Below are 25,499 nucleotides of genomic sequence, written 5' to 3'. Positions count from 1 at the left end.
AAAAATTTGTTTCTTCGCTGCGGCAGGAATACCGGGAAGTGATGCCGATCACAATAACGCAAAACCCGATGAATTCAACCATTGCCGGCAGGATATGCCATCTACATCAGTAAAAGGATTCAGAACATCCGGCGACTCATGCCGAAGCTGTCCATGATCTTCGCCGAAATCTCCTCAACAGAATAATTTGTACTGTTGAGGTAACGGATCTGATTTTTGCGGAATAAGGCTTCTACCTCAGAGACTTCCATCCGGCACTGGCGCAAAGATGCATAGCGGCTGTTTTCAACGCGTTCCTGGCGAATTGCCGTCAGTCGTTCAGGGTCAATCGTCAGGCCAAATAGCTTATGCATATGCGGTTTTAACGCGGCAGGTAACTGGATATTGTCCATATCGTCGGCGGTAAATGGGTAGTTAGCCGCGCGGATACCAAACTGTAATGCCAGATAAAGGCTGGTCGGCGTTTTACCGCAACGCGAGACGCCCAGTAAAATCACCTGCGCCTGATCGAGGTTGCGCAGGGAAATCCCGTCGTCGTGGGCCAGCGTGTAATCAATCGCGGCAATGCGCGCATCGTATTTACTGATGTTGCTGGCTGTCAGGCCATGCGTCCGGTTGGCAATTGGGGTAGGATCTACGCCCAGCTCATTCTGTAAGGGGGCGACCAGCGACTGAACAATATCCTGACAGAAACCTTCACTGTTTTTAATGATGTCGCGGATGTTGGGTGAAATGATGGAATAAAACACCAGTGGGCGGGCACCGGTTTTCTCAAAAATTTCATTAATTTGCCGGCAGACAGCTTTGGCGCGCTCTTCACTTTCAACAAAGGGGAGTGAATAGGTTGTGGCATTTACCGGAAATTGTGAAAGCACAGCATGGCCTAAAACTTCTGCTGTAATCGCGGTACCGTCCGAAATGTAAAACACGCATCTGTCCACAAACTGCTCCTGAGTTATCGCACTTCATTTATCTTCAACTTATCGCTTATTTAGTAATAACCAGAATTTCAGGAAATAAAAAGCGTATTCGTTCCAGCCAGCAATGTTCTGCTCATTGCTGCGAGACAGTGCGCAAAATGACTGTAATAAATGAAATGGTATTTTAAATTCTCCACGATTTCTCGCAGCTTTTTGATTTGCTTCAGCAGAGCTTCAGCAGCTCTGTTAGCATTAATTTAGTTTCGAAACTAAAGGCAACTTCTCCATGATTCATAAGGAATATTGTTGATTTCCATCGCGTGAGTAATTTTGCTGCTGTGGAATTTTCCTAAACAAAAATAGTTTGATTTGCTGGATCGATTCACCTGTCCATCTCTTATGGATCATTATGCTAATCTCAAAATGACAGCGTTGTTAAATGACAGAAAAAGCGTCGCTGACAATGACTAGACAACCGGTTTGCACGCCTACTGACTTTTACTGTAAATAAATAAGAAAGGATTGTTTCATGGCTCATCTCGATCCCGATTTACGCAATGTTATCTGGTACAACCAACTGGGTATGAAGGACGTTGATAAAGTCGGGGGCAAGAACGCATCCCTCGGGGAAATGATCACCAATTTGTCTGATCTGGGTGTTTCAGTTCCAAATGGTTTTGCAACGACTTCTCAGGCATTCAATGATTTTCTCGATCAGAGCGGTGTCAACCACCGTATTCATGAGTTGCTGGATAAAACGGATGTTGACGATATCGGGCAATTAACTCAGGCGGGCATGCTAATCCGCGAGTGGATCATTGAGACGCCATTCCAGCCTGAACTTGAGAAATCCATCCGCGAGGCCTATCAGCAGCTTTCCGACGGTGAGCCTGATGCGTCATTCGCTGTGCGTTCTTCCGCAACTGCCGAAGACATGCCGGACGCATCATTTGCCGGACAGCAGGAAACCTTCCTGAATGTTCAGGGATTTGATGCTGTACTGACCGCCGTGAAACATGTTTACGCTTCCTTATTTAATGACCGTGCCATTTCTTATCGTGTGCATCAGGGCTACGACCATCGTGGCGTGGCGCTGTCTGCGGGTGTGCAGCGCATGGTGCGTTCTGATCTCGCTTCTGCAGGCGTGATGTTCACCATTGATACCGAGTCGGGTTTTGATCAGGTGGTCTTTATCACCTCGGCTTATGGTCTGGGTGAAATGGTCGTTCAGGGTGCCGTTAACCCTGATGAGTTTTACGTACATAAACCTACGCTGGAAAAGAATAAGCCTTCTATTGTCCGCCGTACGATGGGCTCGAAGAAAATTCGCATGGTATATGCTCCGAGCCAGGAACATGGCAAACAGGTTCAGATTGAAGATGTGCCGGCTGAACAGAGCACGCGTTTCTCCCTGACGGACGACGAAGTGCAGGCACTGGCACGTCAGGCATTATTGATTGAAAAACACTATGGTCGTCCGATGGATATCGAATGGGCGAAAGACGGCCATAACGGCAACCTTTATATCGTGCAGGCACGTCCGGAGACAGTTCGTTCAAACGGTCAGGTGATGGAACGCTATCAGCTAAATGGCAGCAGTAAAGTGTTGGTTGAAGGCCGCGCTATCGGCCATCGCATTGGGGCCGGGCCGGTAAAAATCATTCATAATATCAGCGAAATGCACCACGTTAAGGCAGGTGATATTCTGGTAACTGACATGACGGACCCTGACTGGGAGCCGATCATGAAAAAGGCATCGGCGATTGTCACCAACCGCGGCGGGCGTACCTGTCACGCAGCCATCATTGCGCGTGAATTGGGTATTCCTGCGGTAGTCGGTTGTGGTGATGCCACTGAAAAACTGACAGAAAACCAGAAAGTGACGGTTTCCTGTTCTGAAGGCGATACCGGTTACGTCTATCAGGATGAGCTGGACTTCACCGTGCAGAGCTCTGAAATTGATGAGCTGCCAAAATTACCGCTGAAGATCATGATGAATATCGGTAACCCTGACCGCGCATTCGACTTTGCCTGTCTGCCGAATGAAGGTGTCGGGCTGGCGCGTTTAGAATTCATTATTAACCGTATGATTGGTGTTCATCCCAAAGCATTACTGGAGTTTGATCAGCAGCCGGCGGAGTTGCAGGAAACCATCAATAAGATGATCCAGGGCTATGACAGCCCGCGTGAATATTATGTGGCACGTCTGACGGAAGGGATCGCGACGCTCGGCGCTGCATTCTGGCCGAAACGGGTGATTGTGCGTTTGTCCGATTTTAAATCGAACGAATACGCCAATCTGGTCGGCGGCGAAAAATACGAGCCTCACGAAGAAAACCCGATGCTGGGCTTCCGTGGTGCGGGTCGTTATGTCTCTGACAGCTTCCGGGATTGTTTCGCGCTGGAATGTGAGGCCATGAAGCGCGTGCGCAATGATATGGGGCTGACTAACGTTGAAGTGATGATCCCGTTTGTTCGTACCGTGGCACAGGCTGAAGCTGTCGTTAAAGAGCTGGCGAGTCAGGGGCTGAAACGGGGCGAAAATGGCCTGAAAGTGATTATGATGTGTGAAATACCGTCAAATGCATTGCTTGCAGATCAGTTCCTTGAGCACTTCGACGGATTCTCTATTGGGTCTAATGACATGACGCAGCTTGCGCTGGGGCTTGATCGTGATTCCGGCGTGGTTTCTGAACTCTTTGATGAACGAAACGAAGCCGTTAAAGCCCTTTTGTCGATGGCAATCAAAGCCGCTAAGAAGCAGGGGAAATATGTCGGTATTTGCGGGCAGGGGCCATCAGATCATCAGGACTTCGCGCAATGGCTGATGGAAGAAGGAATCGACAGTTTGTCACTCAACCCGGATACCGTTGTCCAGACCTGGTTAGCGTTAGCTGAAAAGTAAATAAATGACTAATGACTGACGCTAAGGCTGTCACTTTCGGGTGGCGGCCTTTTTCTTTTTTACCGGGATGGAAGTTACGGGAATAAAAATAACGGTTAGCGGGTTACGGGATAAATAGAACGGTGAGGAAAAGAAATAAAAAAAAAGCCCGTCATAGCAGACAGGCAAAGACTACACACAGCAATTTGGGATATACCAGCTCAGGGGGAAGCTTGTATATAAATCAGTGGGTTGAAATCCGAACTGTTAATAATACTAAGTTTCTCAAGGTATTTAGTCTGTAAGAATTCTCCTAATAGATATTATTCTCATGCTAATTGATGAGAAGAAGTGTTTTTAGTGTGAGTCATTCAGGAAGGAAGCAGGAATAAAAAAAAGCGCTGCCCGGTTGAATTATCAGGGGCAGCGCCGGTGGTCAGTTAAAACGCAACGAAATTATTCATCCAGCGCTTTTAGTGCTTCTTCAGGTTCCATGTCAGGCTCAGGAGCCTCATTGACCCAAAGCGAAATCAGGCGATATGAGACGGCCAGCACGACCGGTCCGATAAACAGGCCAATCATGCCAAAAGCAAATAAACCACCAATAACACCGGACAAGATAAGCAGCATCGGTAAATCCGCACCCATGCGGATCAGAACCGGGCGAAGCACGTTATCCAGGGAACCAACCACGCAACTCCATACCAGCAGAACGGTGCCCCAGGTATTGTCGCCGGACCAGTACAGCCAGATGATGGCCGGTATCAGAACCAGTAACGGACCGATTTGCGCGACGCAGCACACGAACATCACGACGGTCAGCACGGTGGCATAAGGAATGCCAGCAATGGCCAGTCCGATCCCACCCAGTACTGACTGAACAATGGCGGTAACAACGACACCTAACGCCACGGCACGGATTGCCTGACCGGCAAGAATAACGGCTGCATCACCACGTTCTGCTGCCAGTCGCACCGCGAAATGGCGGATACCCATGGCAACATTTTCTCCACGGCTATAAAGCAGGGCACTGAACAATAACATCAGCGCACAGTGGACAATGAAACGGCCCAGATGACCTGCCTGTGTCACAAACCAGGCTGCTGTTTGTCCGACGTAGGGCTGCACTTTGCTCATCAGCGCGTTCCCGCCGCCATTGATCAGGGCATGCCAGCCGTTGTAAAGCTTATTACCCACCAGCGGGATCGCGTTCAGCCACTGAAAATCAGGCATATGTAACGATGAAGGATGGCTCGCAATTTCGACCAGCGGCGCACCATTTTCCACGGCGCTGCTGACCAGCAAGGCGATAGGCAAGACGAATAATAAGATCAACAACAGCGTCATGATAATGACGGCCAGAAAACGGCGTCCCCAGAGAAGGCGCTGGAGCTTGATCATTAATGGCCATGTGGCAATGACTACCATCCCGGCCCAGACAAACCCGAGAATAAAGGGCTGTACAATCCAGATGCTGGCAACGGTCATCAGGGCAATAAATAGCACCCCAAAGATAATCTGGGGCAAGTCATAACGTTTAATTGGGAGATTCATTCATGTTTCTCAATGTGATAAACGAAGTAAGGCACAAACCCTGTGCCTCCAAACACTATATTCATAAACAGGGGGCTAAAAATAAGCATGGAACATACGACGGCTTTTGGATAGCCCGCCACATAATTAGTTGCAAGGCGTTGTTGCCGTACGTGCTTTTTGCGGTACGTCATGAAACATCTGCAACAAAGGTGAACCAGACGGAGCGCTTAAAAACGAAGTATGTTAGTTTTTATTCTGGATAAAGAACAGGGTGGATCTGCCCGGCAGATCCGGCAGGTCGCCTCGGGCCCGCCAGGCATACAACAAAGACAGAGTCATAATTCAATGATCCCACAGATTTCTCAGGCACCGGGTGTCATCCAGCTGGTGCTCGATTTTTTGGAAGCATTAAAAAGCAACGGTTTTACGGGTGATGTCACAACAACTTATGCCGATAGGCTGACGATGGCGACGGACAACAGCGTCTATCAGTTGCTGCCGGATGCGGTCTTATTCCCCATCGCAACGTCAGACGTTGCATTGATTGCCCGCCTTGCGGGGCAGGAACGTTTTAAAACACTCGTGTTTACTCCGCGCGGTGGCGGTACCGGTACCAACGGTCAGTCACTGAACCGCGGCATTGTGGTTGATATGTCCCGTCATATGAACCGCATTCTGGATATCAACGTGGAACAAGGGTGGGTCAAGGTCGAAGCCGGGGTGATCAAAGATCAGCTCAATGATTATCTGCGCCCGTTTGGCTTTTTCTTCTCTCCCGAGTTATCAACCAGTAACCGTGCGACGCTGGGGGGCATGATTAACACCGATGCCTCCGGTCAGGGCTCGCTGGTTTACGGCAAAACGTCTGACCACGTTCTCGGTGTCCGTGCGATTGTTCTCGGTGGCGACATGCTGGATACCACCGCTATTCCGACGGCGCTGGCCGATAAGCTGGGTGAAGAGGATTCGGTCATTGGACGAATTTACCGCACCGTGCTGGACAGTTGTCGTGATAACCGCGCGCTGGTGATTGAAAAATTCCCGAAACTTAATCGTTTCCTCACAGGTTACGACCTGCGCCATGTGCTGAGTGACGATCTGCAAACCTTCAACCTGACACGCATTCTAACCGGTTCAGAAGGCTCGCTGGCCTTTATCACCGAGGCGCGTCTGAATATCACGCCGATCCCCAAAGTGCGTCGTCTGGTCAATATCAAATACGACTCTTTTAATTCAGCGTTACGTAATGCGCCTTTTATGGTGGAGGCGAAGGCGCTATCGGTTGAAACCGTCGATTCCAAAGTACTGAATCTGGCGCGAGAAGACATTGTCTGGCACAGCGTTCGTGATTATATCACCGACGTTGAAGGCAAAGACATGCAGGGACTTAACATTGTCGAGTTCGCCGGAGATGATGCAGACCTGATTGAAACTCAGGTCAGTGCGTTGTGCGAACGCCTTGATAGCCTGATAAGTGATAAAGAAGGCGGTGTGATTGGCTACCAGATTTGCGCTGATCTGGCTGGTATCGAGCGTATTTATAATATGCGCAAGAAAGCCGTCGGTCTGCTGGGTAATGCCAAAGGGCAGGCTAAACCGTTGCCGTTTGCGGAGGACACCTGTGTGCCTCCCCAGCATCTGGCGGATTATATTGTCGAATTCCGTGCGCTGCTCGACAGTCATCATCTCAGTTATGGCATGTTCGGGCATGTCGATGCGGGTGTATTGCATGTGCGTCCCGCGTTGGACATGTGTGACCCGCAACAGGAGATATTGCTCAAACAAATCTCCGATGAAGTCGTAGCCCTGACCGCTAAATATGGTGGTTTGCTATGGGGAGAGCACGGAAAGGGTTTCCGTGCAGAATACAGCCCGGCATTCTTTGGCGAAGCGCTGTTCCATGAACTGCGCCGGATCAAAACCGTATTCGATCCGGATAACCGCCTGAATCCCGGTAAGATCTGCGCGCCGCTTGAGTGCGATGAACCGATGATGAAAGTCGATGCGCCAAAACGCGGAACCTTGGATCGCCGTATTCCGCTGGAAGTCCGTCAGTCATTCCGCGGTGCGATGGAATGTAACGGTAACGGCCTGTGCTTTAACTTTGATGTGAAAAGCCCGATGTGTCCGTCAATGAAAATTACCGGCAGCCGTATCCACTCGCCAAAAGGTCGCGCGGGTCTGGTTCGCGAATGGTTGCGTTTATTGTCAGAACAAGGTGTAGATCCGCTGGCGCTTGAGAATGCGCTGCCGGAGAAAGGCATGAGTTTCCGCAGCCTGATCGAACGTACGCGTAACACCTGGCATGCTAATAAAGGTGAATATGATTTCTCCCATGAAGTGAAAGAGGCAATGTCCGGCTGTCTGGCCTGCAAAGCCTGCTCGACGCAGTGCCCGATAAAAATTGATGTGCCGGGGTTCCGCTCACGTTTCCTGCAGCTTTATCACACGCGTTATCTGCGCCCGGCACGCGACCATTTTGTTGCGAGCGTTGAAAGCTATGCCCCCCTGATGGCCAAAGCCCCAAAGGTGTTCAACTTCTTCCTCAGGCAACCCTGGTTGCGCGAGATGAGCCGGAAAAGTATCGGCATGGTTGATTTGCCTTTGCTGTCTTCTCCGACACTTCGCGAGCAGTTATCAGGGCATCGCGCCAGTAAGATGACGCTTGAACAACTGGAAGCCATTCCGTCTGCCCGGCGTGGTGAATATGTGCTGGTCGTGCAGGATCCGTTTACCAGTTTTTATGACGCGCAGGTCGTTGCTGATTTTATCCGTCTGATTGAAAAACTGGGCCTTAAACCTGTTCTGTTGCCTTTCTCACCTAATGGCAAAGCGCAGCACATAAAAGGTTTCCTGACCCGCTTTGCCAAAACAGCGAAGAAAACGTCGCTGTTCCTTAACCGTGTATCGCAATTGGGAATGCCTATGGTGGGGGTCGATCCTGCGCTGGTACTGTGTTATCGCGATGAATATAAAGAAATTCTCGGTGACACACGCGGATCGTTCCAGGTCCAGCTTGTGCATGAATGGCTTGACAGCTGGCTGGCTGAGCGTCCGGCACAACAACAAAGTGGCGAGTCCTGGTATCTGTTCGGACATTGTACGGAAAGCACCGCCTTGCCCAACAGCGGCAAACAGTGGGGCGACATCTTTGCCCGCTACGGGGCGAAGCTGGAAAACGTCAGTGTCGGGTGTTGCGGAATGGCAGGGACGTACGGTCATGAAACCAAGAATCTCGAAAACTCACTGGGAATTTATGAGCTTTCCTGGCATACCTCTTTGCAACGGTTGCCACGCCAGCGCTGTCTGGCAACCGGTTATTCCTGCCGCAGCCAGGTAAAACGAATCGAAGGAAACGGTGTTCGCCATCCGTTACAGGCGCTGCTGGAAATCATCCCCTAACAATAAGGAAGTATTATGTCATTCTGGAAACGGAGTACCACGCTTGAAGCCCTGAATCAGCGCAGTCAAGGATGTATGGTGGGCCATGTGGGGATTGAGTTCACGCAGTTGGGTGAGGATTTCCTCGAAGCGACCATGCCGGTGGATGTACGCACAACACAGCCTTTTGGTTTACTGCACGGCGGCGCATCTGTTGTTCTGGCCGAAACGATGGGGTCAATGGCGGGTTATTTATGCTGCGAAGGAAATCAAACTGTAGTGGGCGTGGAAATTAATGCCAGCCATATGCAGTCTGCACGGGAAGGGCATGTGCGCGGTGTTTGCCGCGCATTGCGCACCGGCCGCCGCAGTCAGGTGTGGCAGATTGAGATTTTTGATCAGAAAGGGAATCTGTGCTGCGTATCGCGGCTGACGACCATGGTAATCGAACATTGATACAGGCTGTTAACCAACACTGATCATACAGTCAGAAAGTGGACAGGCGGATGCATGATGAATGTGTCCGCTTTTTTATTTGACTTAGTGAAGGGAAGTAACCTGTTGAAAGCACATCAAAGCTGGAACGGAACGCGTTTGGCAAAGTCAGTTTGAAATGCCGTTGCTTTTTCCCAGATGCCCATCATGGCATAATACTGACAAATGAGTTTTAACGTGTGCCGTGCGAAATGGTAACTCTGAACACGGAAGAGTTCACACCGAACCACGCTGTTGATTTCCAGGATCAGGCGGTTATGTAATTTGCATAACGCATGAAGATAACTGTGGTCATCCCCGTTTTGCAGGCACAGATTGGCCATATCCAGACAGATGCTGTTGAAGCGTTTGAGCTGGCAAAGATGCGCATCCGGGCGTCGTAAGGCTGCATCCGCCATATAAAAATCCACGGTGGCATCGCGGACACTCGATTTATATTCGTCGATCTTGCCTTGCAACCACGCATTTACCGATTGAGTCATTCTCAGTATTCCGGGTTATCTGAATGATAATCATTATCAAATAATGAGCATCATATTGGCAAAAAATCGCCGGATCAACGTTTTCATCCGGTTTTTTTATTTTTGTGTAGTTAAGCCAGTAAGCAAAAAGAGCTTTAATTCTTCAAATATGGCGAATTCATAAATAGGCATTTCCGATGAATGTTTTATAATAGACACAATGAAAGCTATTAAACCTTACCCTTTATAAGGTTTATTTCAATTTTTAACAAAAAATTGACAATTTATTCAATCAGTTGATGGTCACGGTGTTCAAGACCCGCCAGTGGCCAGATGTAAAGACGGTGCACATTGAGTGTCTTTCCTCGTGTGTAATCGCTATACCCTCTTAAAACAAGAGGTTGAAGTGATTAATGTTATCACTAGAATAGAGACAATAGGTCTTGTCTATGACCGTAAAATTATGAGGTAAGACAGATGCAAACTGAAACTGTCGGCTCTTTCTCTTTAGACGACAACGTATGGCAAGGCGTTAGCCTGACAGATTCTGCAGCGAAACAGATTAATACTCTGGTGGCTCAGGATCCCGAAGTCAAAGGTCTCCAGCTTTCCGTGAAACAATCGGGCTGTGCTGGCTTTGGCTACGTTTTGGATTTAACCAAACAACCGGCCAGCGATGACCTGGTGTTTGAACATGACGGCGCTTTGCTGTTTGTTCCGCTGAAGGCCATGCCTTTCATCGACGGAACCGAGGTAGATTTTGTCCGCGAAGGACTGAATCAGATATTTAAATTCAATAATCCTAAAGCTCAGCATGCCTGCGGGTGTGGCGAAAGTTTCGGTGTTTAAGACTTTCTGTTTCTAAGATTATTGTAAACAAAGCGATGTAACCAACATGTCACGAAGCAACGTAGAAATTCCAGATGATGTGCAGTCTTGGGTCGGCGAGGGGACGAATTACAAGGAAGGGTTCTTTACCCAGCTGGCAACCGATGAATTAGCATCAGGCATCAACGAAGATGTGGTGCGTGCGATTTCCGCTAAGCGCAACGAGCCTGAGTGGATGCTGGAGTTCCGTCTGCAGGCTTATCATGCCTGGTTGAAAATGGAAGAACCGCACTGGCTCAAAGCGTATTACACGCCTCTTGATTACCAGGATTACAGCTATTATTCCGCGCCATCCTGTGGCAGCTGCGATGATACCTGCGGTTCTCAGCCTGGCGCCAAGCAGCAACCTCCGGAAGATTCTCACAGCATTCCTGCGCTTGACGGTAAAAACTACCTCACCAGTGAAGTAGAAAAAGCCTTTGAGCAACTGGGTGTTCCGGTTCGTGAAGGCAAAGAAGTCGCCGTTGATGCGATTTTTGACTCCGTATCTGTCTCCACAACGTATCGCGATAAGCTGGCTGAATCGGGCGTCATTTTCTGCTCATTTGGTGAGGCAATTCATGAATACCCTGATCTGGTGCGCAAATACCTGGGTACCGTCGTGCCTGCGCAGGATAACTTCTTCGCGGCGCTGAATGCGGCAGTGGCCTCGGATGGTACTTTTGTTTACGTGCCTAAAGGCGTGCGTTGTCCGATGGAACTGTCGACCTACTTCCGTATCAATGCAGCGAAAACCGGTCAATTCGAACGTACGATCCTGATTGCTGACGAAGGCAGTTATGTCAGTTACATCGAAGGCTGCTCCGCGCCGGTACGTGATACCTACCAGCTGCACGCAGCGGTGGTTGAAGTCATCCTGCACAAAGACGCGGAAGTGAAATATTCCACCGTGCAGAACTGGTTCTCAGGCAGCAAAGACAGCAGCGGCGGTATTCTGAACTTCGTGACTAAACGTGCATTGTGCGAAGGCGCTGGCTCGAAGATGTCCTGGACGCAGTCTGAAACCGGTTCAGCCATCACCTGGAAATACCCAAGCGTTATTCTTAAAGGTGATAACTCAATCGGTGAATTCTTCTCGGTTGCACTGACCAGTGGTAAACAGCAGGCGGATACCGGTACCAAGATGATCCACATTGGTAAAAATACCAAGTCGACCATCATCTCTAAAGGTATTTCTGCCGGTCACAGCCAGAACAGCTATCGCGGTCTGGTGAAGATTCTGCCGAGTGCTGAAAACGCCCGTAACTTTACGCAGTGTGACTCTATGCTGATTGGTGCCGACAGTGCCGCACATACGTTCCCGTATGTTGAAGTGCGTAACAACACGGCTCAGCTGGAACATGAAGCCACGACGTCAAAAATCGGCGATGACCAGTTGTTCTACTGTCTGCAACGTGGTATCAGCGAAGATGACGCTATTTCCATGATTGTTAACGGTTTCTGTAAAGATGTCTTTTCCGAGCTGCCGCTGGAGTTTGCTGTCGAAGCACAGAAACTGCTGGCGATCAGCCTTGAACACAGCGTCGGTTAATTCGCCGTACGTTTTCCCTGCCGTCGCAGCATGGTGTGATGTGTGCGACGTGCAGGTGTGAGTTCTCAAAGTCACAGCATAAAACAGAATTATGAGCGCCCAGGCGCAAACTCAAGGATACGTATGTTAAGCATTAAGAATTTGAAGGTCCGTGTCGAAGAAAAGGAAATTCTGAAAGGACTTGATCTGGAGATCAAACCGGGTGAAGTACACGCCATTATGGGCCCGAACGGCTCAGGTAAAAGTACGCTCTCCGCGACACTGGCTGGCCGTGAAGATTACGAAGTCACTGACGGTTCCGTCATCTTCAACGGTAAAGATTTGCTGGAACTCGCGCCGGAAGATCGTGCTGGCGAAGGCGTATTCATGGCTTTCCAGTACCCGGTAGAAATCCCTGGTGTGACCAACCATTTCTTCCTGCAAACAGCAGTGAATGCGGTGCGTAAATACCGCGGGCAGGAGCCGATGGATCGTTTTGACTTCGCAGATTTCATCGAAGAGAAAATCGCGATGCTCAAGATGCCTGCCGATTTGCTCACCCGTTCCGTGAATGTAGGTTTCTCCGGTGGCGAGAAAAAGCGTAACGACATTCTGCAAATGGCAGCGCTTGAACCAAACCTGTGCATCCTTGATGAAACCGACTCCGGTCTGGACATCGATGCGCTGAAGATTGTTTCTGATGGTGTCAACACACTGCGTGACGGCAAACGTTCATTCGTTATTGTCACCCACTACCAGCGTATCCTCGACTACATCAAGCCTGACTACGTGCATGTTCTGTATCAGGGCCGCATTGTTAAATCCGGCGATTTCACCTTGGTTAAACAGTTAGAGGAGCAAGGTTATGGCTGGCTTACCGACGAAGAGTAATGTCCCTGCGGCGGGCAGTTCGCACGCCATGCAGCAACTTTACCGTCTTTTTGAAAGCCGTGGCGGTGAGCAATCCCCCCACGCGCATGCTCACTGGCAACAGGTGCTGCGCCTCGGCTTTCCGCATGCCAAACTGGAAGACTGGAAATACACGCCGGTTTCTTCACTGCTGGGCAATCAGTTCTTTGCTCCTCAGCAGCAGGCGCTGACGGTTGAGAAAATCAAATCCCTTGCGCTGCCACTGGAGTGCTACCGTCTGGTTTTCGTGGATGGTCGTTTTGATGCGAGCCTGAGCGACAGCGATACCGGTGCGTTTGAAATCGAAAAACTGAGCCCTTCCGCGCAACAAACGTTACCGGATCCGATTCAGTCAGAGGTGTTTTTACATCTGACTGAAAGTCTGGCGCAGGATTCTTTCTCTGTGCGTTTGCCTGTAGGCAAGCACGCTGAGAAACCGCTGTATCTGCTCCATCTGAGCAGTGGTCGTGACCAGTCGCGCGAAATGAATACCGTTCATCATCGTTATCACCTGGCGATTGAGAATGGTGCGAATGCAGAAGTTATCGAGCATTACCTGAGTCTGAACGACCAGGGACATTTCACCGGTGCACGTATGACGATAAATGTGGGCGATAATGCAGATTTCACGCATTACAAACTGGCCTTTGAAAGCCAGGCCAGTTTCCACTTCTCGCATAATGATCTGGTCATCGGGCGCGATGCACGTGTTTCCAGCCACAGTTTCCTGCTGGGTGCGGGCCTGACCCGAAATAACACCAGCGCGCAGCTTAACGGCGAAAACAGCAATCTGGATATCAACAGTCTGGTTCTGCCGGTTGATTCTGAGATTGCCGATACCCGGACGTATCTGGAACATAATAAAGGCTATTGCAACAGCAAACAGTTGCACAAAGTGATCGTGAACGATCGCGCTAAAGCGATTTTCAACGGCATGATTAAAGTGGCCCAGCACGCACTGAAAACTGATGGCAAAATGACCAACAACAACTTGTTGCTGGGCAAACACACTGAGGTTGATACCAAACCTCAGCTGGAAATTTATGCCGATGACGTTAAGTGCAGCCACGGTGCGACAGTGGGTCGTATCGACGACGAACAGCTTTTCTATCTGCGTACCCGTGGGATCAGCGGGCAGGATGCTCAGCAAATGATCATCTTCGCTTTTGCTGCCGAACTGACGGAAGCCATTAAGAATGAAACCCTGCGTGAAGTCGTCATTGCCCGTATTGCAGGCAGACTAAATCGAGGTAAGTAATGAGTTTTCCACTGGAAAGAGTACGTAGCGATTTCCCTGTGCTGAGCCGTGAAGTTAACGGCCAGCCGCTGGCCTACCTTGACAGCGCGGCCAGCGCGCAGAAACCGCATCAGGTTATTCAACGAGAAATGTCTTTCTTCGAACAAGGTTATGCTGCGGTTCACCGTGGTATTCACACCATGAGCGCGGAAGCGACTGAGCAGATGGAAAACGTCCGCACTCAGGCCGCCCATTTCATGAATGCCGCATCGGCGGAAGAAATCGTCTTCGTCAAAGGTTCCACGGAAGCCATTAACCTGGTCGCTAATACCTGGGGACGTGAGTTTTTACACGCCGGCGACCACATTATTCTGACTGAAATGGAACACCACGCGAACATCGTGCCATGGCAGATGCTGGCGAAAGAACGTGATCTTCATATCGATGTCTGGCACCTGACACCCGAAGGTGAGCTGGATTTGTCACAGCTTGAATCGCTGATCACGCCACGCACAAAATTACTGACGCTGGCGCATGTTTCCAATGTATTGGGCACTGTTAACCCGATCGAAAAAATCATCCCTCAGGCGAAGGCTGCTGGTCTGACCGTTCTGGTTGATGGTGCGCAGGCGGTCATGCATCATGCGGTTGACGTGCAGGCGCTGGGCTGTGATTTCTATGTCTGGTCCGGACATAAACTTTACGGGCCGACCGGTATTGGTATTCTGTACGGCCGCAAGGCGTTGCTGGATCAGATGCCTCCGTGGGAAGGTGGCGGCTCAATGATCAAACATGTCAGTCTGACCGAAGGCACGACATTCGCGGCGGCGCCGTGGCGGTTTGAAGCGGGCACACCCAACACCGGCGGAATTATGGGGCTGGGTGCGGCAATGGAATACGTGACTGAGCTGGGTCTGGAAAATATCCATGCTTATGAACAGGAACTGATGAACTATGCGCTCAACGCGATGGCGCAGGTGCCTGATATTCAGATCTACGGCCCGGCCACCCGAGCTGGGGTTATTGCGTTCAATCTCGGCAAACACCATGCGTACGACGTAGGCAGTTTCCTTGACCAATACGGTATTGCCATCCGCACCGGTCACCACTGTGCGATGCCATTAATGTCCTTCTACGGTGTTCCGGCTATGTGCCGTGCGTCGCTTGCGATGTACAATACACGTGAAGAAGTCGACCGTTTGGTCGCTGGACTGCAACGTATTCACCGGTTGTTGGGTTAATCCTGACAGCCCAGATCAGGATGTCTTTATGGCTTTGCCAGATAGAAACAAGTTAGTCAGAAACTTTTCCCGATGCCCGAATTGGGAAGAAAAATATCTGTACGTGATTGAGCTGGGTGGCCAGTTACCGGTTTTACCGGAAGAATACCGTCAGGATCAAAACCTGATTTCCGGCTGCCAGAGTCAGGTATGGATTGTGATGCGCACTGATGAAAATGGTGCACTGACCTTCGAAGGTGACAGTGATGCAGCCATTGTTAAAGGTCTGGTCGCGATTGTCTTCAGCCTGTATCAGGGTTTAACGCCTCGTGATGTGGTTGAACTGGATGTGCGTCCGTTTTTCACTGAACTTGAACTGAGCCAGCATCTGACACCTTCACGCTCGCAAGGGCTGGAAGCGATGATTCGCTCTATTCGCGCTAAAGCCGCAGAGTTGTCTTAATACCGCTCGCTGCTGTACTGCCTTGCTCATTAGGAATTATCTGCTAATGAGCAAGGCAGATGACTTCTTTCTCTGCACATATCTCCTTTTACTCCTGATTTTTCAACCCACTATCCTCCTGCTTTTTATTCTGACTTCTGTAAGGTAACTTTCTGATTTACAGTGGTTTGATTGCCATGAAATTCTGTGCTGCTAATATTACCGGACAAGATAATTGTCTTGCCTCAGATTCGCTGAGCGCAGGCCGAAAAAGGACTGAGTATGAGACGCGCATTACCCCTTCTGGCAATGTTAGTTGGCACAATAATGGCAACGCATTCCATGACCGCAAGTGCAGCAGAATACCCTTTGCCGCCGGATAATAGCCGCCTGATTGGCGAAAATACAACGTATGTTGTGCCCAACGACGGTAAGCCGCTGGAAGACGTGGCAGCCAAATACCAGATTGGCCTGATTGCGATGCTGGAAGCGAATCCGGGAACTGACCCTTATTTGCCAAAAGCCGGAACTGTGCTGACCATTCCTTCGCAGATGCTGTTACCGGATACCAAACGTGAAGGTATCGTAGTCAATCTGGCTGAAATGCGTCTTTACTACTATCCGAAAGGCGAGGACAAAGTCATTGTCTATCCGATTGGTATCGGCCAGTTAGGGCGTAACACACCGGAGATGGTGACATCAGTCAGCCAGAAGATCCCCAATCCTACCTGGACGCCCACTGCCAATATCCGTAAAGCCTATCTGAAAGAGGGGATCACATTGCCGGGCATGGTCCCAGCCGGGCCGGATAATCCGATGGGCTTGTTTGCGATGCGTCTGTCTGCAGGAACAGGACAGTATCTGATCCACGGCACCAATGCGAACTTCGGCATTGGTATGCGCGTCAGTTCCGGTTGTATCCGTCTGCGTCCTGACGATATCGAAGCGCTGTTTAACTCGGTGCCTAAAGGGACACGCGTACAAATCGTGAATCAGCCAATCAAGTTTGATATCGAACCGGACGGTAAACGCTATATCGAGGTGCATCAGCCGTTGTCCCACACGGAGAAAGATGACCCGCAAACCAAACCAATTCCTCTGACTGCAGCAATGAAGAAATTTATTAAGCATGATGAGACTAACGCTGAGATGGTAAAAGAAGCGATTAAACGCCGTGCGGGTATGCCGGTTGTTGTCAGCGTTGGCGATAAAGCGGGGGATACACCACCGGCTATCAATCAGCCGCAAACAGCGACTTCGGGCGAACCGGCAGTCAATACAGCCAGTACGCAGTAAACGTCGCAGAAACACATCAGAAACGATTTAAACTTCAGGGGCCATCATGGTCCCTTTTTTATGTCTGACATTCACGTGAGTGATTGAGGGCGTTTTAAATGGTGGATTTAGTGATGATTCAAAGACCTGAATGCGAGGGAGAAAAAAAACATAATGAAATTGCAGGTAAAAAAAATGGCGCACTGAGTGCGCCATTGAACTAGAGAAGTAAATATTACTTCTTGTAAGCGTGAGCTTGGTTATCCAGACGTTGGTTAGCGCGAGCTGCATCGTCTTTAGCTGCTTGAACGTCAGAACGGATTGCGTTCACGTCGTTGCTCAGTTGGTCAACTTTAGAGTTCAGAGTAGAAACGTCTGAAGACAGTTGGTCGATTTTAGCATTGCTTGAACAACCAGCCAGCATAGTTGAAGCCAGGATTACAGCGCCCAGTACCAGTTTAGTGCGATTCATTATAAAACCCTCTAGATTAAGTTAATCTCCATGTAGCGTTACAAGTATTACACAAACTATTTTCTAATGAGAATAATTTTTTGCCGGTAGACGCTATATTTTGATCGTTCGCTCAAAGAAACATCTTTTTTTACGAAAAAGTTAAAAATTGCAGCGAAAACAGCCGTATTCCATGGGACTTATCCCAATTTTGCAGCTACTGCATTTAGCACTTTTTATGAAAGAAGATACTTTTTGAATAAATAAACGCCACATTTCGCGGCGTTCATTAATGCTCTTGGTCACGTTTTTAATTAAACAACATGCACCGATGAAGTATTGGTTGTACCGCTCTGTACCAGTGCGCCAGAAACCATCACTACGATATCACCTTTCTGTGCCAGACCGCTTTCAATCGCCGCTTCTTTACCGATACGGTAGAAGTCGTCAGTAGAAGCAATCTCTTTCACCAGTTGCGTCACCACACCTTTGGTCAGGATCAACTGACGTGCGGTGATTTCATTAGTGGTCAGGGCAAGGATAGTCGCATGCGGGAAGTATTTACGCACGGCTTTTGCTGATTTACCGCCGCTGGTGGCAACGACGATCAGTGGCGCGTCCAGTTTCTCTGCAGTTTCAACAGCACCACGACAAACCGCTTCTGTGATACGCAGCTTGCGATTTTCGTTCTGGCCATCAATACGGCTTTGCATTACGCGGTCAGTACGGTCACAGATGGTAGCCATGATTGTTACAGCTTCCAGCGGGTATTTACCTTTCGCACTTTCACCAGACAGCATCACTGCGTCGGTACCGTCGATGATGGCGTTAGCTACGTCGCCAGCTTCTGCACGGGTAGGGCGTGGGTTTTTGATCATGGAATCGAGCATTTGCGTAGCGGTAATAACCACTTTGCGTGCACGGTTACATTTCTCAATCATCATCTTCTGCGCGAAGATAACTTCTTCAACCGGAATTTCAACACCCAGGTCACCACGGGCAACCATGATGCCGTCTGACGCTTCGAGGATTTCGTCGAAGTTATTCAGGCCTTCCTGGTTTTCGATTTTGGAGATGATCTGGATGTGTTCGCCACCGTGTGCTTTCAGGTGTTCACGGATTTCCAGAACGTCAGAACGTTTACGGATGAAAGAAGCCGCGACGAAGTCAACGCCTTGCTCGCAACCGAAGATCAGGTCACGTTTGTCTTTTTCAGCCAGCGCTGGCAGTGCGATAGAAACACCTGGCAGGTTAACGCCTTTGTTTTCGCCCAGGTCGCCGTTGTTCAGCACTTTACAGGTCACGTCGGTTTCGGTGACGTTGGTCACTTCCATACCAATCAGGCCGTCATCGACCAGAATGGTGTTGCCGATTTTCAAGTCAGCAGCAAAACCCTGATAGGTAACCGCAACACGTTCGGTGTTACCGATAACGCTTTGATCCGTGGTGAAAGTGTAAGTCTGACCCGCAACCAGAGAAGCGTCTTTGCCGCCTTCCAGTTTCATGGTGCGGATTTCAGGACCTTTGGTGTCCAGCAGAATTGCCGCTTTGTGACCGGTCTTCGCCATCACGTTGCGGATATTTTGAATGCGCTGACCGTGCTCTTCATAATCACCGTGAGAGAAGTTCAGACGCATAACGTTCATGCCTGCATCAAGCAGCTTGGTCAGCATTTCTTCGGATTCAGTTTTCGGTCCGATGGTACAAACAATTTTGGTCTTTTTCATGACGATTTTATCTACAAGTTGTGATGGATTGGAAAAGTGTTTGCCTGACAGCATCGCTGCCCGCGCGGAATTGAGGTGGTGCCTGATTGAAGCAAATCATTACTAAGCGTAGAAGACTGTGCAAGGAATGGTGTAGTAAGTTCAGCCAAAGCATAGCGATTTGTGCGATTTATCATCGCTACTGGAGTGGTGATGCTTTTGTAAGTGCGATATCGACAGATCAAGGGGCTGAAACCATTCAATCGAAGAGACGATGCGTATTATAGAGGGGAACAGGTTGGGAAACCAAATAAAAAACGTGATGCGGCGCAAGCTTAGGGCAGATTTCGGAACGTTGTTTTGAAATTATCCAATGCGGGCAGGGGTGAAAGCAGAAGTGATAACGGTTTGTTCACGCAAGTGTCAAAAATGATACATACGGGAAATAATCTTAAAAAATACAAACGGATGACTTAACGTAAATTTCTCAGGGAAAATAAAAGCCAGCAGAGAGGTTCAGGTCGTTCCAGGGAGTTTGATGCACAAGGGAGAGTTCAGAAAGTTGCTTTGGTGCGTCCGAGTGGACTCGAACCACCGACCCCCACCATGTCAAGGTGGTGCTCTAACCAACTGAGCTACGGACGCACAATATGCAACGGTACTGCTAAGAAAGATGGTGCGTCCGAGTGGACTCGAACCACCGACCCCCACCATGTCAAGGTGGTGCTCTAACCAACTGAGCTACGGACGCATCGTTTTTCTTTTTCATCAGCCAGTGTTGGCGACGGGGACGAATATTAACGACCTCTCTGAATACTGGCAAGGGAAAAAAGACATTTTCCTGTCATATTGTGCGTGACTGCCGAGCTTATGTGCATTGCGTTGTTTTTTTAGACATAACAGCCAGCGCAATGGCTGAAAAATCCGCGCGCCGGAACAGATATTCACAGCACGCGGATGAAGCCGGGGGGATTAACGGCCCGCTTTTTGCAAAATGGTGTAAGACGGTTGCTTCTGTAACCAGCGCATCCGCAATGTCATCATCAGCGCTGCGAAGGTCAGCCCCAGAATAAATCCGCACCAGAAACCGCTGGGGCCCATCTGCGGAACCAGAATATCGGTCAGTCCGAGAGCGTACCCTACCGGCAGGCCCAGCACCCAGTAAGCGACAAACGTAATATAGAAGATGGAACGTGTGTCTTTATAACCCCGCAAAATGCCGCTACCGATAACCTGAATCGCATCTGAAATCTGAAACAGCGCAGCAAAAATCAGAAGATGGGAAGCCAGAGTGACGACTTCCGGGCTGTCATTATAAAGGGAGGCAATGTGCTCGCGGAAAATGATGGCCGTCAGACTGGTGCAACAGGCCATCATAATTCCCGTTCCTATACTGGTATAAGCCGCAATCTTCGCGCCTTCAACCGACGATTCACCCAGCCGCGAACCCACACGAATCGTGGCGGCGACACCTAAAGACAGCGGAATGACGAACATCAGGGAACCGACGTTGAGCGCAATCTGGTGACTGGCGACAGCCACGATCCCAAGTGGGGAGACGAGCAGGGCAACGATCGCAAACAGTGTCACTTCGAAAAATAATGCCAGTGCGATTGGCATACCGAGCTGGATCAGACGGCGCAATGTCGGCCAGTCGGGTTTCGCAAACCGCGAATGCGGCTGAGTATCGCGCAGGGCACGATTGCGACGTACGTAAATCCGCATGATGAAGAACATGACCCAATATACGGTCCCCGTGGCGACACCACAGCCGACGCCACCGAGCGCGGGCGCACCGAACTTTCCGTAAATAAAAATGTAATTCACAGGAATGTTCACCAGCAGACCGATAAAGCCGAACACCATGCCTGGCTTGGTTTTTGACAAACCTTCACACTGGTCACGCAGCACCTGGAAGAATAAATAGCCCGGAGCGCCCCACATAATGGCATGCAGATAGCCGACGGCTTTTGCTTTCAGTTCGGGATCAATATTATGCATCAGGCTAAGAATATGGTCGCACTGTGACAGCACCGCGATGATCAGCACCGAAACCCCCGACGCCAGCCAGAATTCTTGCTGAACCTGATGACCAATTTTATCGCGACGCCCGGCTCCATTTAAATGCGCGATGGTTGGTGTCAGTGACAAGAGTAAACCGTGTCCGAATAAAATCGCCGGCAACCAGATTGAGGTGCCGACAGCGACGGCAGCCATGTCCGTGGCACTGACCGATCCCGCCATTATTGTGTCCACAACGCCCATGGATGTCTGGGCTATTTGCGCAAGGATGACCGGGATGGCAAGCGCTAACAAAACCCGCGCTTCTGCAAGGTACTTCTGCACAGATACACCTTTTTTCTTGATTATATTGAATAAAAAACGCCACAACAGATGGCATTAAACAGAGAGTAATAGTCCGAAGATTGTACATTGTCGGTATTTTTAAGCAAACAAAGCTGTTAATAGTTGGTTAAATAATGGAATTGAAGCAGACGGTGCTATTTCTTCTTGCAGAGATTTGGCTTTCAATTAATTCTGCGGCAAACTGAACGGAGTGACGTTTTAATACAACAGATTCAAACATTGAGGAAAAGGCTATGTTTACCGGAATTGTACAGGGAACCGGCACGGTCGTATCGATCGACGAGAAACCCAATTTCCGTACCCATGTTGTTCGTTTACCTGAAGATATGCTGGATAACCTGCAACTCGGCGCATCGGTGTCACATAACGGTTGCTGCCTGACGGTGACTGAAGTGAACGGCGACCTGGTGAGTTTTGATCTGATGAAAGAAACCCTGCGCCTGACAAATCTGGGCGAACTGAAAGAGGGCGACTCAGTTAATCTGGAACGTGCAGCGCGTTTTAATGATGAAATTGGCGGACATTTAATGTCTGGTCATATTATTTGTACGGCGGAAGTGGCAAAAATCCTGACGTCAGAAAATAACCGTCAGATCTGGTTCCGTATGCCGCATGAAGATTTGATGAAATATGTATTACATAAAGGTTATATCGGTATCGACGGTATTAGTCTCACCATCGGTGAAGTGACCCGCACCCGTTTCTGTGTCCATTTAATTCCGGAAACCTTGCAACGCACGACGCTGGGCATGAAACGTCTGGGCGACAAAATTAATATCGAAATCGATCCGCAAACTCAGGCGATTGTCGATACGGTCGAACGCGTATTAGCCAGTCGTGAAGCGGCGATCGCTACGGCACAGGCGATGATTGATAAAGCCGAATAAGTTATCTCAGACCCTTTATTGACATAAAAAAACCGGACATTCAGTGTCCGGTTTTTTATTAGCTAACGCATACAACTATCAGCGTGGTACGCGCATTCCGCCATCAACGCCTTGTGGGCTAAAGACGACTTGCCACAACTGAATGTCCCGGGCGCGGAAAGCACCAGCGCAGGCATTCAGGTAGTAGGTGAACATGCGGTGGAAACGTTCACCGTATTTTTCCGCCAGTTCCGGCCAGTGTTTCTGGAAGCGTTCATTCCACGCCATCAGCGTGCGGTCATAATCAGCGCCGATATTGTGCCAGTCTTCCATTACAAATAATGACTCACTGGTTTGTGCAATTTGTTGAACCGACGGCAGGCAACCGTTGGGGAAGATGTATTTATCAATCCACGGATCGACATTAAGGTCTGTTTTATTAGAACCGATGGTGTGCAGCAGGAAAATGCCGTCAGGTTTGATATTGCGTTTGGCGACATTAAAATAGGTCTGATAATTCTTCGGACCCACATGTTCAAACATCCCGACAGAAACAATGCGGTCAAACTGATCATTAAGGTCACGGTAATCCTGCAGCAGGATTGTGACATCCAGCCCTTCACAGCGTTTTTGAGCCAGTTTTTGTTGTTCAGCAGAAATCGTGACACCCACAACGCTCACGCCATAATTTCTTGCCGCAAACTCTGATAATCCACCCCAGCCGCAACCGATATCCAGCAAGCGCTGTCCCGGTTTTAATTGCAGCTTGTCACAGATCATTTTGAGTTTTGCTTCCTGTGCTTCTTCAAGCGTAGTGGCCTCTTTCCAGTAGCCGCAGGAATATTGCATGTACGGGTCGAGCATCAGAGTAAATAAATCGTTGCCCAGATCATAATGCTCTTTGCCAACAATCCACGCCCGTTTGCGGGATTGCAGATTGGTCAGGCGTGCTGCGGCGACACGTAAAGTATCTTTAAAATGGTGGGGGAGTTTACTTTCCAAACCGGCACGAATAACGCGCTGGAAAAAGATATCCAGACGGTCGCATTCCCACCAACCGTCCATATAACTTTCACCGAGGCCCAGAGAACCTTCCTGTAAAACACGCTTAAAGAAGTCAGTGTTTTTTACTTTAAGGTCGAAAGGACGATTACCGTTTACCTGAATATCTGCCATCGCCAGCATTTCACTGGCGATCCGGTACCACTGATTGTCCTGAATGCTTTGATCTTCTATACACGATGAACTCATAGCTTCTCCATCACTTTCTCTTCTGACTTATTAACCTGCCGGGAAAAGCAAAGGCTATTTTTGCAGGTCTTTATGAGAACAGACGACTAGCGCCTCGCCCGATATTCGACACCAACAGAGGAAATTAAGAAGAACGCCTGCGCGCCGTAAGACGTGCAGGAAAATCATCCTTGAAAAAGTACAAAAAAATAAGTGTGACACTGTCCGCGCGTCTGGCTTAAGTATGTGATAAAAGTTTTGTAAAAGTGCTATTTTATTTGGTTTTGTTGAGTATAGGCTCGCTGGCAGGCATTCTCAATAGTTAATCGTGATGAATGAAAATGCCCGTTAAGTGACTGTTACATCAGGGTATTATCACTATTAATTAGCATGCCTTGTCTGAGCTTCCTGCTCTGATTCCTGTCCATTGTCTTGCGGGCTTTCATGCTGCAAAGAGAGCCAGCGGCCCAAAACTACCAACAATAGTGTAGACAGCATGATCGTGACTGTCGCCATGAGCGGATGCACAATAAATGCGGAAACCAGCAAGCTGGCAAGGAAGCACAGCCCGAGCTGCAGCGTATTTTGCAATGCTGCCGCCTTGCCTGTATTAGCAGGAAACGGCATTAATGCATTTGCGACAACAATTGGGTAGGTTGCACCATTCACCAAAGCCATCAGACAGAAAGGGAGCAGCAGGCTAATCAGCCCGGCATCCGTGAACATGGCAACACAGAACAAAGTCACCATACTGACGCCGTAACCCGCCAGTAACCATGGCAGAATTTTATTACCGTCCAGCTTGCTGATCACAACACGGCAACCAAAACCACCAAGCAGGAAAGCAATAGTCTGCGGGACATAGCTCAGCCCGATGGCACCGGGTGAATAACCCATGTCGCTCAGGATAAACGGTGAACCCGTTAACCACGCAAAGAATCCGGCTGAACAGGCGGCATAAATCATGACATTCCCGCTGTAAACAGGCGATTTCAGTAACGTCGCAAACCCTGTTTTATCAGCCTTCGCTTGTTTTGCAGGTTTATTCTCACGCAGAGTCAGCGTCGTCAGCACCAGGACGACGGCGACTGCGGTCAGCAGAGCAAAAATGGCTTCCCAGTCAAAATGATTGAGTACCCACGCACCAAGTAATGGTGCCAGTGCCGGAGAAAGAGCCACTAACGGCATAATGCTGGCGAAGGTTTTTTTTGCCACATCGGCAGAGAAACGGTCAACAACGATTGCCTGCCAGGTGACTGCGGCGGCACAAACGCCCATCGCCTGTAAGAAGCGCAGGGCCAGAAGGGCGCGTACATTCTCAACCCAGATAACGCCCAGACAACCGACCGCAAACAGTGTCAGACCAAGAAGCAATACCGGTTTACGGCCGATCCTGTCTGACAACGGCCCCCATAACAACTGACCGAGAGCAAATCCGCCGAGAAAAATGCTCAGACTTGCGCTGATCATCCCGGGGCTGGTCATCAGACTGGTTTGCATGGCGCTGAACGCAGGCAGATACATATCAGTGGCTAAAAAGCCCAGCATGCTCAGTCCCGCGAGATAGAGCATAAATCCAAAGGAGGGTTTCATTATCGTCTCGTTAATTTATTTATTGCAGATGATGTGATGCAGATTACATACCGGAGGCGGAGTTTAACGCTTTGATAACAGGCTTGTGAAACGCTAATATTTGCACTCTGCTATCAAAAATATTGAAG

19 protein-coding genes, 2 tRNA genes and 1 other RNA gene are annotated in these 25,499 nt (G+C 49.4%); 11 read left to right on the top strand and 11 right to left on the bottom strand.

The window, feature by feature from the left end:
• Window positions 1–119 precede the first annotated feature (119 nt).
• Window positions 120–941 carry a posphoenolpyruvate synthetase regulatory kinase/phosphorylase PpsR gene (locus EX31_RS13940; RefSeq protein WP_013576108.1) on the bottom strand — a complete coding sequence of 274 codons (822 nt, stop codon included), beginning with the start codon at window positions 939–941 and terminating at the stop codon, window positions 120–122.
• A 508-nt stretch (window positions 942–1,449) separates the two neighbouring features.
• Here EX31_RS13940 and ppsA point away from each other — a divergent pair.
• Entirely contained in the window at window positions 1,450–3,825 is a 2,376-nt protein-coding gene (ppsA, locus tag EX31_RS13935) for a phosphoenolpyruvate synthase (RefSeq protein ID WP_037035278.1), read from the top strand.
• Between the two features lie 136 nt (window positions 3,826–3,961).
• Here ppsA and rprA read toward each other — a convergent pair.
• Together rprA and ydiK are read right to left on the bottom strand one after the other, a co-directional pair.
• Window positions 3,962–4,072, bottom strand: an RNA gene (gene rprA, locus EX31_RS25355) — antisense sRNA RprA.
• A 188-nt stretch (window positions 4,073–4,260) separates the two neighbouring features.
• Entirely contained in the window at window positions 4,261–5,358 is a 1,098-nt protein-coding gene (ydiK, locus tag EX31_RS13930) for an AI-2E family transporter YdiK (RefSeq protein WP_037035277.1), read from the bottom strand.
• A 327-nt stretch (window positions 5,359–5,685) separates the two neighbouring features.
• Between ydiK and EX31_RS13925 the strand changes: the two genes are divergently transcribed.
• On the top strand, window positions 5,686–8,742 hold the full coding sequence (locus EX31_RS13925) for a D-2-hydroxyglutarate dehydrogenase YdiJ (RefSeq protein WP_037035303.1): 3,057 nt from the start codon (window positions 5,686–5,688) through the stop codon (window positions 8,740–8,742).
• Window positions 8,743–8,757: 15 nt separating this feature from the next.
• Complete coding sequence (locus EX31_RS13920) at window positions 8,758–9,177, top strand: hotdog fold thioesterase (protein WP_013576103.1); 420 nt, start codon at window positions 8,758–8,760, stop codon at window positions 9,175–9,177.
• A 116-nt stretch (window positions 9,178–9,293) separates the two neighbouring features.
• On the opposite strand, the gene EX31_RS13915 is transcribed toward EX31_RS13920, so the two are convergent.
• Window positions 9,294–9,698, bottom strand: coding sequence for a hypothetical protein (locus EX31_RS13915; RefSeq protein WP_013576102.1), 405 nt, complete (start codon window positions 9,696–9,698; stop codon window positions 9,294–9,296).
• A gap of 456 nt (window positions 9,699–10,154) precedes the next feature.
• On the opposite strand from EX31_RS13915, the gene sufA reads away from it, so the two are divergent.
• From sufA to EX31_RS13880, 7 genes are all read left to right on the top strand, one after another.
• Window positions 10,155–10,526 carry a Fe-S cluster assembly scaffold SufA gene (sufA, locus tag EX31_RS13910; protein ID WP_013576101.1) on the top strand — a complete coding sequence of 124 codons (372 nt, stop codon included), beginning with the start codon at window positions 10,155–10,157 and terminating at the stop codon, window positions 10,524–10,526.
• A gap of 46 nt (window positions 10,527–10,572) precedes the next feature.
• Complete coding sequence (gene sufB, locus EX31_RS13905; RefSeq protein WP_037035276.1) at window positions 10,573–12,096, top strand: Fe-S cluster assembly protein SufB; 1,524 nt, start codon at window positions 10,573–10,575, stop codon at window positions 12,094–12,096.
• Between the two features lie 123 nt (window positions 12,097–12,219).
• A complete protein-coding gene (sufC, locus tag EX31_RS13900; protein ID WP_013576099.1) occupies window positions 12,220–12,966 on the top strand; it encodes a Fe-S cluster assembly ATPase SufC in 747 nt (248 codons plus the stop codon).
• The gene (sufD, locus tag EX31_RS13895; protein ID WP_013576098.1) at window positions 12,941–14,242 is read left to right on the top strand and encodes a Fe-S cluster assembly protein SufD; all 1,302 of its coding nucleotides are present in this window, start codon (window positions 12,941–12,943) and stop codon (window positions 14,240–14,242) included. The genes sufC and sufD overlap by 26 nt, the downstream gene beginning before the upstream one ends.
• The gene (sufS, locus tag EX31_RS13890) at window positions 14,242–15,462 is read left to right on the top strand and encodes a cysteine desulfurase SufS (RefSeq protein ID WP_013576097.1); all 1,221 of its coding nucleotides are present in this window, start codon (window positions 14,242–14,244) and stop codon (window positions 15,460–15,462) included. The genes sufD and sufS overlap by 1 nt, the downstream gene beginning before the upstream one ends.
• A 28-nt stretch (window positions 15,463–15,490) precedes the next feature.
• Window positions 15,491–15,904 (top strand): cysteine desulfuration protein SufE, encoded by a 414-nt coding sequence (gene sufE / locus EX31_RS13885; protein ID WP_013576096.1) that lies wholly within the window; start codon window positions 15,491–15,493, stop codon window positions 15,902–15,904.
• 261 nt (window positions 15,905–16,165) lie between these two features.
• On the top strand, window positions 16,166–17,179 hold the full coding sequence (locus tag EX31_RS13880) for a L,D-transpeptidase family protein (RefSeq protein ID WP_013576095.1): 1,014 nt from the start codon (window positions 16,166–16,168) through the stop codon (window positions 17,177–17,179).
• A 214-nt stretch (window positions 17,180–17,393) separates the two neighbouring features.
• On the opposite strand, the gene EX31_RS13875 is transcribed toward EX31_RS13880, so the two are convergent.
• From EX31_RS13875 to EX31_RS13855, 5 genes are all read right to left on the bottom strand, one after another.
• Window positions 17,394–17,630 (bottom strand): major outer membrane lipoprotein, encoded by a 237-nt coding sequence (locus EX31_RS13875; protein ID WP_013576093.1) that lies wholly within the window; start codon window positions 17,628–17,630, stop codon window positions 17,394–17,396.
• Window positions 17,631–17,923: 293 nt separating this feature from the next.
• The gene (gene pykF / locus EX31_RS13870; RefSeq protein WP_037035301.1) at window positions 17,924–19,336 is read right to left on the bottom strand and encodes a pyruvate kinase PykF; all 1,413 of its coding nucleotides are present in this window, start codon (window positions 19,334–19,336) and stop codon (window positions 17,924–17,926) included.
• 547 nt (window positions 19,337–19,883) lie between these two features.
• Window positions 19,884–19,960, bottom strand: a tRNA-Val gene (locus EX31_RS13865).
• Between the two features lie 29 nt (window positions 19,961–19,989).
• Window positions 19,990–20,066, bottom strand: a tRNA-Val gene (locus EX31_RS13860).
• 221 nt (window positions 20,067–20,287) lie between these two features.
• Window positions 20,288–21,661 carry an MATE family efflux transporter gene (locus EX31_RS13855; RefSeq protein ID WP_037035275.1) on the bottom strand — a complete coding sequence of 458 codons (1,374 nt, stop codon included), beginning with the start codon at window positions 21,659–21,661 and terminating at the stop codon, window positions 20,288–20,290.
• A 254-nt stretch (window positions 21,662–21,915) separates the two neighbouring features.
• Between EX31_RS13855 and EX31_RS13850 the strand changes: the two genes are divergently transcribed.
• Window positions 21,916–22,569: a riboflavin synthase gene (locus EX31_RS13850; RefSeq protein ID WP_037035274.1), complete on the top strand. Its 654-nt coding sequence runs from the start codon at window positions 21,916–21,918 to the stop codon at window positions 22,567–22,569.
• A 78-nt stretch (window positions 22,570–22,647) separates the two neighbouring features.
• Here the strand turns inward: EX31_RS13850 and cfa are convergent, their stop codons facing one another.
• Together cfa and punC are read right to left on the bottom strand one after the other, a co-directional pair.
• A complete protein-coding gene (gene cfa, locus EX31_RS13845; RefSeq protein ID WP_013576089.1) occupies window positions 22,648–23,799 on the bottom strand; it encodes a cyclopropane fatty acyl phospholipid synthase in 1,152 nt (383 codons plus the stop codon).
• A 360-nt stretch (window positions 23,800–24,159) separates the two neighbouring features.
• Entirely contained in the window at window positions 24,160–25,371 is a 1,212-nt protein-coding gene (punC, locus tag EX31_RS13840) for a purine nucleoside transporter PunC (RefSeq protein WP_037035273.1), read from the bottom strand.
• Between the last annotated feature and the right edge of the window lie 128 nt (window positions 25,372–25,499).

Origin of the sequence: Rahnella sp. WP5 (genome assembly GCF_000745615.1) — a bacterium.
Lineage (GTDB): Bacteria > Pseudomonadota > Gammaproteobacteria > Enterobacterales > Enterobacteriaceae > Rahnella > Rahnella aceris.
This window is presented reverse-complemented; position numbering and strand designations above follow the sequence as displayed.